Raw genomic sequence first — 14785 nt, forward strand, 5'->3', positions numbered from 1 at the left:
GTGCTAGAGTTGATCTTCTCTTCCTCAGTAAACTTACTAGGCTTTGTTCCTTCCTGTCGAGGTTGTGTTGACAAAATTTTTTAGTAGACTTTTTGAGCAGATTTTTACCGAAAATATAGGTGAATTTTGCAACTAAATAGTCCAGCTATGTCAAAAAATTTGCCTATATTTGCAGGACAAATCTGCCAAGAAAGGACCTGAAAAATTTTGTCAACACAACCTAGAAATTAGATTAAATAATAAAATTGGGAGGTTATTATGAATTTATACAAATTAATCGTTAAACCTACTATATTGCTTCTGCGAGCAGCTGGTAATTCATGCCATTTTATCACTGGCTTTTCTTCGGATGATAATAATTATGTAGGTGTTACTAAATATTATAAGAGCGAGTTGGTGACACCTAATTTAATTGAAATTTATGACTATTCTCAGCAATTACCGTTTCTAAAAGAAGCACTGCCCCTTGATCAATACGATATTATGTTTGCTAAAAACTGTATGAGCAAAAGTATTTATGCTGAAGTAAGGCCTCAATGTACTAATCTCACTCAAGCAATATGTACTTTTATTTCTCATACTGTCTATCCCATGACCAATTGTATAATTGATGCGGTTAATCAATTTATTAGGGTCTCTAGCAGTGAATTGCATGATGATCCAGTGCTGCCCGAATGGTTGTTTAAAGAAGAAAATTCTTTAAATCATAATCCAGTAGAAAACCTTGGATTGTTAGGTAATACCCTAAATTTTTCCTCTCCACCTCCAATAAGGTCATCAAGAGAAATAGTCATTGATAACGAGGCACGAAATAGTTTTAAAAAATTAATAGATCATACTGTTTCAATAGCAAGCATGGTATTACGTGTGCCGCGGGCAAGCGAGGTAGAGGTGATTAATTGTTTCGCTCATCATCACCTAAGGCAGGAAGTAACGATGCGAAAGCAGCCAGATATTACGGTGTTTATATCACATGACCGTAAAGGTCATCTTAAGCTCGCGGAATGTATTACAACTGAGGGAGATGTTTATATCCATAATGCAATATTTCAGCAACAAATTGGTCCCCTAAATACCTTACTTTCCAAAACATTTAAGCCCATTTATATTAAAATTAATAGTGTGGACGAGAATATGGAAGCGAATAATATTATAGGCCAGTGTCTTAAAGGTTTAACAAATAACGAAATGACATTTAATAATTTAGGTAGTCAGGGGTATAGTACTGCATCGCCAGAAGGTATTAAAACTGCTCATAATTGTATTATTCCACACCGGATGTCAGTTACTGTGCTTTTGATGGGCGCCCATGTTGGCAAGAAGGGTCAATTAAAGTTAGACATTAAGGTAAAATTTCTGGTAGAGCACGATGTGGAAGAAGCAAATAATTCTATTCTTAGTCCTAAAGCTCTGAATATTTCAGCTCAAGCAATGAAACTGATGCATAATGACAGTGAGGAAGCAAATGAAGAGAGAGTGACTAAGCTCCGGCAAACGTTATTAAGTAATATGCTCGCTCCTTTGGATAAATCTAATGAGGTAAAGGATAATAGTGATAAAGAAAATAGTGGCGAATGGAAAGAATCATTGAATTTGGTTCACACTATTATAGGTACAATTTTAGGAATTATTTCTTTACTAGGAGTGTGTTGGTTGGGAATAAAAAAAGGACCAATAATATGGATTAAAATTGTTAAGACATGCCAAGGCGATGACAGGGTAGGGGAGAATAACAATGACAATAACCTACAGGAAACAAGCCTACCAAATATACAACCTAGCCTAGAAGCAAGGGATAATGTACTAATAGTTTTAGACAATATTAATCCTGTTCAGCCAGTGGAATGCCCTACCGCAAGAGAGAGCGATCCTTTAATATCCTCTAGTAAAATAATGGTAGGTATTCTCCCAAAGGAAACACCAATATCCTATGTAGGAGAGCAAAATAGTCTTGTGTTTCTAGACGACGAAAGAGCAACCCCTATAGCTGGGGGGAGTAGTAATTATAGTGAATTAATCTGAACTAGCTGTAAAGCCGTTTCTGGCTCTTCCTAATGACTGTTTGGCTGCTCTCCTCTGCGCTAGTCCTCTATCTTAATTGAAGTTACTATAAATCAACATAACAAAATAGGAGGTTAAGATGAATATAAAAAACCATTGTTCTTACTTATGAGCTTCTTCGCTAGGTACGCTAATGCCTTTTATGGCAGAGAGCAAGGTATGGGTAATGAGCAAGAGCATTATCATCAGCTTATTACTAAATATTCTTATACTCATACCCAAGTTACTCATTATTGTGAGGTAAGTATGATAAATTATACTGATCTTAAAGAATTGGAGGATCATGAAAGGTATAATGATATTTTAACAATGGAGGATTTTGAGAACACTATTTTCAATAAGACCTGTCCTGCGGTACAAATGATTGCCTCTAGAGAAAAGATTTACTGTAGTAAAATGATCAAAGTGTTTTGTCTGCAAGTACAGGAAACACTTGTTAAAATTCCTGAATGTATAATGAAAAGCTGGACAGAATTAATTGCTAATCGATTAGCTAACATTAAAAATTTTGTGTTAGCTGACGGTTCAGAAGGTAGGGTGACTGGGTTTATAGAGCAGCAAAATGATGGTACAGGTTTTGTGGAAGCAAATATAGTCAATTCAGGAGAATTTGGTGCTAGGCGCGATGGAGCGAAGCCTATAGATAATAGGCGAGCGACGAGTAACGACGTCACCAACTTCTCATCAATTGACTATAATATACAAGAAGAGACAGTAGGCGGGGCGGCGCGCGCGGAGGATGTTGATTATTTTGTATTGGATGACGATTCAGAAGGTAGGGCTCAAGAGTTTACAAAGCAGCAAAATAATGTAAAACGTTTTGTGAAAGCAAATACTACAGCAGTAGAGACAATAGGCGGCGAAGGAGGAGGGTATAGTGTGGACCATTTTGAAAGAGATATGCTAAAACTGTTAAATCTGCTTCAACAGAACCGTCCTCTTCAAAATACTGAAGTGCGTGCTCAATTAATGAAATTATTAGCAGATAATCCAACTGGTTCTTTAATGTTTCGTGTGGATAAAAGTATGGCAGCGGTGGTAAAAAAGTGTATAGAGAATATTAAAGATGACGTGAAGATTACTATTCTGAAGGATGCTGATGATAGTATCATAACTTTTAGTTCTTATAAGCCGAAAAAGCTAGCACAATGAGCTGTAGATAATGGAGAAATTTCTATGAATGATATTAAATTGACTAAGAGCTTAAGTGATATTGATTTACTCAGTAAGTGGTTTAAATTGCAGTATATACGAATTAGTAGCACAAAAGGGGATATTGATAAGAATGATGTGATAGGTACATGCCTAGGTGGTGATGAAAATGGCAGTAGTTCGGGGGTATTCAACGTGAATGCTCGGGGCTATGCTGTTATTAATAAGGAAAAATTTAACCTGGCTAAGCAGTGTGCAACATCAGGCACTAATATTACTGCAATCTTATTAAATAATGATGCCTCTTCTGCCTATTATCATCAGTTAAAAAATATTATGCCTTATATTATAAAAAGTGAGGAATTAGCAGGCGCTGGTAAAGAAATAAGCCCTGGGTATCGCCAGTCTATGATTCAGCTCAATAAACAAATGTCGAATGTTAGTGAGGAGCAAATTACCAGGGAAGTTAATAAGCTGATTCAAGATATTATGATAACCAAATTAAAGACTCCTCAAGACAATATAGACACACCACCACCTACAGGTTGGGATAGCCTCCACCCTGATTTAAGGTCAGTTATACTAGGACTAGTAATAGCGGTGCCTCCTGCCTTGATTACGGTGATTACGGGTATAGCGAAAATGAAAAAGCTATTCTGTTTTAAACATGTTTCCGAGGAACAGGAGAATATAGCACAAGAAAATATTAATAATGAAGAAAATATGCTATTAGCTGAAGGTAGGATTAATAAGTCGTATAATGTTGCTGAAGAGTTAGCAGGAGTCGCAAGAGCATTAGCAGCAACGGTTGACAATAGTATAGTAGCTGCTCGCTCGAAAGTAGAAGCTAAATTACCCCACTCCTCTAGTGAGTTAACTTGTATCTCTCCTGCGACAGTTCCAGCAGAATTTTCAAGCAGGCAAGCTAATACTTCTACTGCCCTAAATCAGCTCGAAGAATTGACGATGTTAGGAATAGATAGTAGCGATATAGAAGTCTCCTATGAACTAGTCACGTCTTTATAATTGACAGACTTATAGATTAGGGGCTTTGTTTCTCTAGGCCTAGCCCCCTAACTAAATTTGTCTGATTAATGGAGAAGATCTTATAGGCTTTTTACACAAATTTGTGATAATATTATTGTCCACATATTCGCCGCTAGAGTTATTTTGAATCCATTGTTCATTCAGGAAATGTATTATTAAGGGGCTGTTATACAAGCGCTCTTCGGGACTCTGGCTATTTATCAACTCTTGTACAATGAATTTTTGTAGAGCAGGATTTAACATGTATTGTTTAGGTTCCGGATTTTGCAGGGATTGTAACATTGCTTGAATAACTCCACCAAATAATAGAGCGCGTGTTAACTGGATATCTTTAGCGGGCACAGATTCACCAGTATTATCGAAATTTATGGGATATCCTCCTTTCAAAATTCTAATTATGCCGCCCCTTATCGGGTATTCGGTATTTAATGGATATTCTATGTTATCCATCACATCTGTAGCCTTATAAGAACTATTTTGAATCATTTTTAATAAAGAACAAAATTCTATATCCTGTGAGGAACAACTAATGAAATTCTTAGTGCCTTGGAGTTTAGTGAGGTCTATGGAGGTTGTAATATCTTCTCCTGTACAGCCGAAAATATAGTCTGCTTCTTGAAATAGTAATTGCTCATCTGCCATAAACTGAACAGAATTTAATAAGTCATATTGAGCATTTAGCTTGTCATATACTATTACTCTATGGCCCAAAGATAAAAGCAACTCTACAACAGCTCGTCCTATTACTCCTAAACCTACGACCCCACATACTGCCTTATTGGTATGCACGGGTAAGGATGGGATTAGTTTAGTGATTACCGCTTTAGCAATCATAGGAGATTCTAGTAATTGTTTTGCTGCAGAATATGCAACATTAATCATTGGTAAAGCGATATTATTTTTTGTGACATAAGACATACCAGAAGAAGTTTGTTCTACCACAAAGGTCTTATATTTTTGCAGTAACTCCTTAGGGACATTCGCAATAGCTTTGCCGCCATCATCAAGAACAATAATAGTGTTAGAGTTAGTATTAATTATTGTATCACTTATTTTATCCCACATATTGATGATATCAGAATTGAAATAATCATTGAAATGGCCGAGTTGTGACGGATAAGAGCTGGGGTGGTAATTGACTCCTATCGTCATTAGCTGGTCAACTACTGCCGGGCAAGAGGAATATATTTTGCCCATAATATGGATATTGTGTGGTTTAGCCTGCAGCAATATTAAAGACTTTATGATATCGACGGTAGTAAAGAGAAGGTGTTGTACACAGATAAAGGTAATTTTTGCTAAATTGAAAGGGGAAGTAGTTTGCACTCGATCTACAATAGATTGTAAAATGGGTAACATTCAGTTTTACTTGATTAAAATAAAAGGTTAAAAAATAGATGTGTTGAATTAAACAATAAGCATTAATAATAAATTATATATTATAAATAGGACTAGCTAGTTTTTGGGTAAGTAGTAGAACAGTATGAAGTTACCTTAGTCAATATTACTCTACAATGGGTACATAATTAGAGTTAATGAGCAACAGGATTATAACATATTTTTCCTAGAACTCTATTAAAATTTTTAATTATTATTAACTAGTGTTATAAGATATTGATTTTGTTCACAGGGCTTATAAAGCTTTATTCTTTATATTCAATGCTTATACAACCATTAAAAAAAGTAGAGGACCAGCAGAATGTCCTGTTGTGTTCATTGTTATACACTAAGAATCTACTATCATGGTCTGCTATATATTTACTTGCGATTATTTGACCAAATGGATCATGTCCTGAGTGAAACATCCTGAACTTGATATCTTTCATGACAATAGCAGTAGGATGCTTGATTTTATGAGCTATGCTCATCAATATAGTTAATAGTTTGTTAATTTCTCTTTGATCTTCAATTAGGCTAGGAGGGTTTTTAAAATATGGAGAACTGTTAGGGAGAGTAGGGAGGCTCAAAGAATAATATAATTTATTTTTCTTATTTACAAGTGTTGCAGGCTGCATAATAGTGGGGATATACTCCTTGAGTTGGTAATCTTCAACATAGACTTGTTGTATTAACTGTCTTGGTAAAGCTTGATCATCGATAGAAGGCTGAAATGCTATGCCAAATTGTTTAGTAATAGAAATTAAATGTTTAATAGTGTCAATTAGATATGGTCTTGGTTTTAAATTACGGTTGTTAATTTCATGAGTAAACAAGGACCATAATAGACTAAATTCAGTAAAATCTCCTAATAGGCCAAATTGCAACTGTTGCCAGCCTTGTATAGCCAGATAGTTAACAAATTTTGCATAGCTAATATTATTGGTTTCTTCAAACCATTTATTAGTAAACACTATAATTGTATTATGCCAGCGATCTTTGGCGGTAGAATATTGATTAATCTCGACAAAGGTTTGCCAGTGATCTACCAGATGATAAGGGAGATGAATATTAGAGCCCAATTTTTTTTGAATTCTATTATGTCCTATCATGTCAGAAATACTTGGGAGCATAAAAACGGAACGTGCTCCAGCATTCACGTTCCAAATAGGTGCATGTGTGATAGGGGGATGCGTTAATATATTGAGTAGTTCAAATAGCCCAAACAATTTTCCAACTCCAAAAATATTTAGAGGAATTACTCTATCTTTGTCCTTAACAAATACTTCACTAGAATTATGAAGAATAAAGCTAAGAGGAATAGGGCTGTATGATAATTTAGTCCTGATAGATTCTGGAACTTTTGGATCCTTGATAGACACTAATCTTCCATCTCTAGTAGGCAGGTGAAAGACTCCTTCATTTACAATAGAAGTGCCGTAAGGATAGCTAATTTTAAATAGAGTATGTTGGTTATATGTATTAGATTGGTCACACTTTTCTGCTAATTCCCGATTTATTTTGTATATCTCATCTCTAATATCACCCCATGCGACTTCTTTAAGATTCAAATCCAGCTCTTTATTCATAAGTAAATTTAATTATTTAATTGAATATGGTTTTGCTCCTACCACTGTAAATAGAGTAACTGAATATAAACAACAGCTCTATACTCATACAGCTAATTAGTATAGTGAACAACAGTTATTTAACCGTCTCCTTTGGCATGCATGCTATAGTTACAGGAGTTTAGCGAAGGATACTTGAATTTGATAGTTGTTTGCCTGGGGCATATAGGCATATATGAATCCAACCGAATCCTACAAAATTTATGGAATCCCTCACTAAATACCGAACTCTATATATTAACTACTCAGCCGGTTGCAAAACAATACCTAATTTTCTTCTGATAACCCCCTCCTAAAATCCCCTCCTATTTTCGCCTGATATTTTTGGTCTTACCGAATCATTTTATATATGCTTTGTTATTAATACCTCTTAATATTTATGTGAGGGGTTAGATTTAATTAGCAAGGTATATATGTTTAACAAAATTAAGAGCTTTCAGAGTGAAGAACAAATCTTAGACCAGCAAAGGGTTCAAGAGATAGAAGGTAAATTATTAGGCTTATCAGGTAATGTTTTAGCTTTGAGGAGTGAAATTGGAGTCAGTCATAAAAAGCTGGAAAGTTATTTTAATATATTAAGTAAGCAAATATATGAGATGAAAAAGGATTTAGATTATTTACGCAGCTACTTAGATATGGGAGTTGACGAGGGAGATGATAGAGATAATGAAGAAGGGTGGATTCAAATATAAATCCTGCGCTAGTAGGGTAGATCTTTGATAGTCAGGAATTTCTTGAGCCTCTGGTTTTAGAGTAAGGAAATATTTAAGGGAGCCAACATTTTTCTTGACAGGTGTACATTCACCGAATACAGTTTTAAGGGATAATGATTAAAAATTGCGTTTTATTTAACACACTCTCTGTAATATTGTTCTTTACAAAAGTTTATAAGCAGTAGTTTATAACACAACCAACAGATGTTAAAATAGAGATTAAAATTGACTAATAAGGTTAAATTGATAAATTATTAAGTTTGTTCTAATCAATATTTTACTCCTAATAATTAGAATTCTCTAAAGTGTTACCTCAATGAAAAACGTTAGTAATATTATTAGTTGGTGTGGTTTTGGGATTAATACCGATTTGCGCATTATATCAAAAATATTTTTGTTAATTTTTGCTGTTTATACCAGTAGTATAACCGGTTATTTTTATTTTGATTTTCAAATAGAGGCAAAACAAAACGCCTTAATATTAGAGAAGAAGTATAAAGAATTTTTTTCGCAGGCATATTTAATATTACGTTTAACTGAAGAAAAGCTAAGTGTTCCGAATCCCCAGGAAATAGTTTCGGTTATAAAAGATATGCATCATTTGCTTAAGTTTAAAGCAAAATATTTAATATTTAAATCTATAGTAATCTTATATAATAAAAAAACTTTTAGCAAAAAAGGCTTACGTAACCACTCTAAATATTATAAGTTACTGAATAACATATCTCTTACTACTCCTCAATTAATAAAAAAAAATAAAGATTCTTTTTTTATCGCCTATCAAATCTCTACTGCTCCTGAGTTGATAATTTTAGGAATAGGGCCCAGTTCTAATGCTAATCAATATGAAAATATTACGCAAGCAGAGATAAAAAATCCAGATATAGTTATTGATTTATATAAACAATATTTAACTCAAGAGGCAGATAATTTAATTACTGTACGACAACAAACCATTAAAAATAAATTACCCCACTATATTAATCAATATGTAATAGGAGGAACTAGTCTATTATTTTGCATAATATTTATGTATCTCTATTTACGAAAATATACTAATTTTAAATTTAAAGATTTAAAGATTAGGTTAGAAAATAAAATAAAAAAAGCAGAAGCGTATAGGCAGCAAGTTGAAAGCCTTAATAAAAAAAATAATTACTTAAATACGCTATTAAAAGCCAAAAAAGAATCATATCAATTATACCTTGATTTTCTTTTAGAGATTTGGACCAGGATACAAAATGCTTTAAAAGAAGTACAAGTAAATGAAGAACTAATACTTAATAGTGGCAATACTAGCCATAGTAAGCTTCTAATCAAACAAAATCTAAATATTTTAACAAGCTTAGAAGGGCATTTTCTAAGCGGTTTAAATATTTCCGAGGTAAATATCGGCTCTATAATAAAAGAGTTGATGACAATATTTAATTATGAAATCTTAGAAAAAGAAATAGCTTTTTTCCCTGAAGAGGATAAAGATTTGTGGGTAGAAACTGATAAGCTTTTATTATCGCTCATTTTATTTCATGTAATAGAGAATGCGATAAGTAGACTATGTAGTAATAATTTCCTAACCATTCATATTCTTAAAAGACAAGGTTGGGTAAAGTTCTTGATAATAGATGAGGGATATGGGGTAATCCCTTTATATAGGAAAAAGGGTAATTTATTTTTGTTAGAGGATGAAGGTGTCAAGAAAATATCGCGACAATTAGGGATAATTATCAGTGTTTCCCAAAAAAAAGGTATCAATTCTACTTCTATCAAAATCCCTCACTTGGTTCCTCAAAATAGCTTGACTCCTCATATTACTAATTTTAATAAAACTAATGTCATTCAGTTGGCAGATTATAAAAAATAGATTCCCTCTCTGGATCAATAGCAGCAGTTTGGTAAAATATGTACTATCCTGCTCTTTATTTTGGGGTATCAGGCAAGATATATACTCAATGGATTTCACGAGTTGGATTTTATTTGAAAAACAACTCTTGAAAGGTGAACAGTATATTCATGTACTTTCAAAATTATACAAGGAAGTCTAAGTCGCAATCTTAAACTCAAGGGATCATATGTTGAATCAAAAGAATGTACCGCTTAATAAACATCCTGTAAATCCACTTGGATTTAAGGAAATAGAGAATAAATTATTAGGTTTATCCAGCAATATTTTAGCGCTTAGATTTATGGTAGTATCTAAGCATAATAAAACCCAACACTATTTTAATTTGTTAACTAATCAAATATATGAAATGAAAAAGCAAATAGATTATATTACGGTTTATCTCAATATTAAAACTGAAAGTAACAAAAATAGTAATAAATGGGTTTAAAATTCATTTACTACAAAAATGTTGTTAAACTTTACTTAAGTCTAAATGAAGTATAACATTTTTTAATTGCTATTTAAAATAGAATATTATACCTTGGTTTATGTTAATAATAGATAAAAGGTATTAGTAATTATGAAACATGAGATACGACATGATTGTATAAAAGAACATTGTAAACCCTATGCTATTGTAGAAAAACTTTGCGCAAATCTTGCCACTCTAAACTTACGTGATTGTAGTAAGAGCTTTATGCAATTACATCTCCATCAAGACAGTATACAAACGCAGATAATTTCCCATAGTAACTATATATTATTCATAAAAGTAGCAGAATATACTGACTTACTCTTAGAAGATTCGCCAATAATAAAAATTCTTTTAGAGATTGCTGAAAAATCTGCAAACTTAAAATGGATGTTACATGCGAATGGGGATGCAGCTTTTAAAAAAGCAATAGAATGTAAACACTATAAAACAGCTTCAGTAATACTGCACGCAGTAAAAGAATTACAAGATAATGGCAAGGGGGGAGATATGCAGCATTTTAATTCTCAGAACTTCCAGCTAGTAATGAAAAATGAAGTACTGAAAATGATCGCTAGCTTATCTGACCCTTCAAGGCTGGTATTTACAATCAAAGTTTATGATAACGATATGATCAAAGACTATAATACTCTTAAAGGTTATTGTATGATTAAGGATTATAATGTATCTATTAGTGAGGGTCATGAGAATGAAGAGAATAATCCCTCATTAATAAAGCGTCTTAAGGCCGCAGCATCTACTTTTAGTTTAAATACACTGCAAACCTCTCCCATGATGTTTAAAATTTCTAAAATTAATAATGAGCCTGATAAAATAGAACTTAGTATTTTTAATGATGGTCTTACGCCTACCATCTTTAGGGTGCCGATGAATGACACTTCTGTAGTGGAGCCCTCATGTTTTGGAATCTTGTCATGGTGTAGTAATCATTTTCCTTTACCAGTTTCTGTTACGGGAAATATAGCAGAAGATGTTGTATAATTGAGCTATAATATATAGGACTAAAGAATTTTCATACCAAATTGCTTTCTTCACATTAGGTTGTCGTATTTCGGGATTCGTCGTGCTCACCTAGATCTACTAGGTTCCGCGCGCCTCACCACTCATACTCCTACTATTGTCTTGAAAGCAACTTGTATCAGTATATTCCTTTGGCTTTCAAGAGTTGTTTTTTTTCATTAGGCTTCTTCCGAAACTCTACTCGAGATGATAATTTGGACAATGAATCTAGGCTCAAAGCTTCACTATTACTGCCGTACGTTGCGGTTTTGTGCTGCGAGCCTTCTGCAAATTCCCTACCAGAAGCGCATTTCTAAAAGAAGTCTATTTCTATGTAATGAGTAGATTTATAGGCATTTTCGCTCACAGAAACCGCAGCGTACTAAATGTATGTAAGGATTCGAGAACGAAAATAACCACAAAAATCGACCATTAGATAGAAATGTTCACAGAACCTACTAAGGGCCATTACATCTTATTCATAGGCGTTATGCCGATAATATTAAAACCCACCTTAATAATCTTTTGTATAGCGCTTGCCAAAGCAAGTCGTGCTGTGGTTAGTTCTAGATCTTCTTCAATTAAAAATCGGTAATCATTATTTTCTTTGCCAAAATTCCATAAGGAATGAAATTTGGAAGCTAAATTAACTAAATAGAAAGCTACTCTGTGTGGCTCAAAATATTTTGCTGATGCTTCTATAACTTTGGGCCAGGACGCCAGCAGCTTGATCATTTCTATTTCTTCTTCAGTAGAAAGTAACGACAAATTATATTGATTGATTTTAAACTTATCGTATGCAGTGTACATAGTGTCTTTAGCCTTCATCAGTATAGATCTTGTCCGAACATAAGCATATTGTACATAGAATATAGGATTGTCTTTGGATTGCTCTCTTACTTTAGCTAAATCAAAATCCAAAGGGGCATCGTTTTTCCGTGTTAACATCATAAATCGTATTATATCTTTACCAACTTCCGAGGTAACATCACGAACGCTAGTAAAATTTCCTTTTCGTTTTGACATTTTGATTGATTCACCATTATGCACAAAATTTACTAACTGACAAATTTTTACATCTACTTTAACTTTGTTATGAGTTAGGGCTCCTACTATTGCCTCAATTCTTTTAACATAACCAGAGTGGTCTGCACCTAAAATATAGACTAAACGCTGTGCTCCTCGATCTATTTTATCCTTAGCATAGGCTAAATCTGCTGCAAAATAAGTCCAACTGCCATCAGATTTCTCTATAGATCTATCTTGAGTATCTCCAAAATTGGTAGATTTAAACAACCTATGGACCTGTGGATTCCATTCTTCCTCAGTTTGCCCTTTTGGGATAGGTAATTGCCCTTCATATATTAAGCCCATGGTAGTCAGCAGTTTCACTACTTCAGCGATTTTACCTTTATCATGTAATGATTTTTCAGAGAAAAACACCTGGTGCTCAATCTCAAGATCTTTTAGATCTCGTCGGATTAAATCTAGCATCTGGTCTACACTGAATTTTCTAATTATTTCATGACGTTCATTATCTGCTAATGATAATAATTTATTCCCAAATTGCTCTACTAACTTCTTAGCAACCTCTATTAAATATTCTCCAGGATAAAGCCCAGCTGGCAATGTGAGTGTTGTTCCTGTTAAAACTTCTTGGTAGCGATACATCACAGCTTGAGCTAAATTATCTACTTGTGATCCTGCATCGTTAATATAATATTCTTTAGTTACTTGGTAGCCGGTGGTTTCTAAAATCCTGGCTAAAGCATCCCCGTACACGGCTCCTCTAGCATGCCCAATATGTAGGGGCCCCGTGGGATTGGCGGATACATATTCGATATTGATCTTCTGGTGATTACCAATATTAATCTTAAAAAAATCTTCATTGTCTAGTAATATATCTTGAATAGATTGATGCCAATAATCTGCTTTAAGAGTAAAATTAATAAATCCCGGTCCTGCCACTTCAATAGAGGCAATATAAGAAAGGGGAGATAATATTTCTTTAAATTTAATAGCTAGTTCCCGTGGCTTACCACCTTGTTTTGAGGCGATAATCATTGCGATATTACTGGCCAGGTCACCGTTTAGATTGTCTTTGGGGATCTCGATGGCAGCTAATTGTAATATCTCCTCATTATTGCAGATTTGTTTTCCCGCAACCATTATATCATTTCGTAATCTATTAAATATATTCATATAATTAAATATTGTTAAAATTACAGGAGTAGAAGGCGTTGTATTCTTGGATAGCAAACCTATCTGTCATGCCTGCTATATAATCAGCTACGATAGTAGCTTTGGATTGCTCATCTTCTAAAATTAACTCTTTCCAATTAAATGGTAACAAATCAATATTATTCATATATAATTTAAATAGTCCTTGAATGATTTTTTGGCACTTTAAAGTCATGGCGGTTAATTTATTATTTTTATATACCTTATTATATAAAAATTGCCTTAATTCCTTGATATACTCCTTTGTGTCCTCGGTAAAATCGATGATCTGATAATTAAGATGCCGAATATCCATAGCAGTAGTAATTTTTTCTTTCTTTAAATTATTATGTGTTTGTAATAATAAATCGTTAATTAAATCACTCATTAATTTACGGACCACCTCATAAATCAGCTTAGAAGAGGTAATATCTCTAAATTGAGATTTAATAGTATTAATATAACGGTCAATAAAGGTAATTTCAGATAAATGATTAAAATCAATAATCTTGGCTCCAATACTATCTTCTAAATCATGGGAAATATAACTTATATCATCGGCTAGGGCTGCTATTTGTGCTTCAGCGGAAGCATAAGTAGTGAGATCAAGGTCATTTTGGGCATTATATTGCTTGATATATTCAGAAACATCGTGAGTTAAAGGGCCATTATGTTTAACTATTCCTTCTAATACTTCCCAAGTTAAATTTAATCCATCATATGAGGCATATCTTTTTTCTAATTTAGTAAGGATTTTTAATGAATGAGTGTTATGGGAAAAGCCTCCAAAATCTTTCATACATTCATTTAGTGCTATCTCTCCTGCATGGCCAAATGGGGTATGCCCTAAATCATGTGCTAGTGCTACAGCTTCTGCTAAATCGCTCGATAAATTAAGGGTATTTGAAATGGAGCGTGCAACGGTCGCCACTTCAATGGAATGAGTCAACCTATTGCGATAATGATCCCCTTCGTGGTTAATAAAAACTTGCGTTTTGTATTGTAAGCGCCTAAAGGCTTTCGAATGTATTATTCGATCACGGTCTCGTTCAAATTCATTCCTATAACTAGTAGGCTGTTCTTTATATAATCTTCCTTGGTTAGTGGAAGGATCGCAAGCGTAGGAGGCAAGCACTATATCAACTCCAAATTTAAATTGTTTAAAATTAAATAACCATGTTATGCGAAGTTGTCAATAGACTTCCTGCATAGA

11 protein-coding genes are annotated in these 14785 nt (G+C 33.7%); 7 read left to right on the forward strand and 4 right to left on the reverse strand.

The genetic code is table 11. The features are described 5' to 3' along the window. Positions 1-258 precede the first annotated feature (258 nt). From ACFELV_RS03335 to ACFELV_RS03345, 3 genes are all read left to right on the forward strand, one after another. Positions 259-2022, forward strand: coding sequence for a hypothetical protein (locus ACFELV_RS03335; protein WP_375326738.1), 1764 nt, complete (start codon positions 259-261; stop codon positions 2020-2022). A gap of 147 nt (positions 2023-2169) precedes the next feature. After that, the gene (locus ACFELV_RS03340) at positions 2170-3213 is read left to right on the forward strand and encodes a palindromic element RPE2 domain-containing protein (RefSeq protein ID WP_375326739.1); all 1044 of its coding nucleotides are present in this window, start codon (positions 2170-2172) and stop codon (positions 3211-3213) included. Between the two features lie 24 nt (positions 3214-3237). Beyond that, entirely contained in the window at positions 3238-4239 is a 1002-nt protein-coding gene (locus tag ACFELV_RS03345) for a hypothetical protein (protein WP_375326740.1), read from the forward strand. A gap of 51 nt (positions 4240-4290) precedes the next feature. Here ACFELV_RS03345 and ACFELV_RS03350 read toward each other — a convergent pair whose 3' ends face one another. After that, positions 4291-5619, reverse strand: coding sequence for an NAD(P)-dependent oxidoreductase (locus ACFELV_RS03350; protein WP_375326741.1), 1329 nt, complete (start codon positions 5617-5619; stop codon positions 4291-4293). A gap of 284 nt (positions 5620-5903) precedes the next feature. Next, positions 5904-7226 (reverse strand): hypothetical protein, encoded by a 1323-nt coding sequence (locus ACFELV_RS03355; protein ID WP_375326742.1) that lies wholly within the window; start codon positions 7224-7226, stop codon positions 5904-5906. Between the two features lie 452 nt (positions 7227-7678). Here ACFELV_RS03355 and ACFELV_RS03360 point away from each other — a divergent pair, with 452 nt between their 5' ends. The 4 genes from ACFELV_RS03360 to ACFELV_RS03375 all read left to right on the forward strand — a co-directional run bounded on the left by ACFELV_RS03360 (position 7679) and on the right by ACFELV_RS03375 (position 11334). Next, positions 7679-7957 carry a hypothetical protein gene (locus ACFELV_RS03360; RefSeq protein ID WP_375326743.1) on the forward strand — a complete coding sequence of 93 codons (279 nt, stop codon included), beginning with the start codon at positions 7679-7681 and terminating at the stop codon, positions 7955-7957. Between the two features lie 337 nt (positions 7958-8294). Continuing rightward, positions 8295-9839: a sensor histidine kinase gene (locus ACFELV_RS03365; protein WP_375326744.1), complete on the forward strand. Its 1545-nt coding sequence runs from the start codon at positions 8295-8297 to the stop codon at positions 9837-9839. Positions 9840-10047: 208 nt separating this feature from the next. Next, complete coding sequence (locus ACFELV_RS03370; RefSeq protein ID WP_375326745.1) at positions 10048-10308, forward strand: hypothetical protein; 261 nt, start codon at positions 10048-10050, stop codon at positions 10306-10308. Positions 10309-10440: 132 nt separating this feature from the next. Beyond that, on the forward strand, positions 10441-11334 hold the full coding sequence (locus tag ACFELV_RS03375) for a hypothetical protein (RefSeq protein WP_375326746.1): 894 nt from the start codon (positions 10441-10443) through the stop codon (positions 11332-11334). A gap of 486 nt (positions 11335-11820) precedes the next feature. Here the strand turns inward: ACFELV_RS03375 and argS are convergent, their stop codons facing one another. Beyond that, entirely contained in the window at positions 11821-13554 is a 1734-nt protein-coding gene (gene argS / locus ACFELV_RS03380; protein ID WP_375326747.1) for an arginine--tRNA ligase, read from the reverse strand. A 4-nt stretch (positions 13555-13558) separates the two neighbouring features. Beyond that, the gene (locus ACFELV_RS03385) at positions 13559-14707 is read right to left on the reverse strand and encodes a deoxyguanosinetriphosphate triphosphohydrolase (protein ID WP_375326748.1); all 1149 of its coding nucleotides are present in this window, start codon (positions 14705-14707) and stop codon (positions 13559-13561) included. Between the last annotated feature and the right edge of the window lie 78 nt (positions 14708-14785).

Origin of the sequence: Candidatus Tisiphia endosymbiont of Nemotelus uliginosus (genome assembly GCF_964264835.1) — a bacterium.
Classification (GTDB): domain Bacteria; phylum Pseudomonadota; class Alphaproteobacteria; order Rickettsiales; family Rickettsiaceae; genus Tisiphia.